A 315-nucleotide genomic window follows, 5' to 3' on the forward strand; every position below is an offset into this window, starting at 1 on the left:
GGGCGAGCATCCCCGACACATGGACCGGCACGCGGACGCTCATGTACAACGTCTCCGACCCGGTCGGTCACCGGCGCGGCTGGATCCGGGCCTGCGGCGACGCCGGCGCGGTCAACTGCACCGACTGGGTGTACCCGCGAGTCTGCGACGGAACATCCTGTGACGGCGCCGACCCCGCCACCGCGTCCGGCGACGACACCCCGGTCCCCTCGACCACCATCTTCGGCCGCGCCGTCAGCCTGCATGTCGACCAGCGCAACGGCATGGCCTGGGGCGGGATCGAGGGCGGCGGCGCGGGCGACGAGATCTGGCTCG

General features: G+C 73.0%; 1 pseudogene. It reads left to right on the top strand.

From position 1 onward, the window contains the following. Positions 1 to 315: pseudogene (locus tag ACLZOT_RS51355) on the top strand (glycosyl hydrolase); the annotation flags it as partial.

Source organism: Streptomyces sp. 4F14, assembly GCF_048159485.1.
GTDB lineage: Bacteria > Actinomycetota > Actinomycetes > Streptomycetales > Streptomycetaceae > Streptomyces.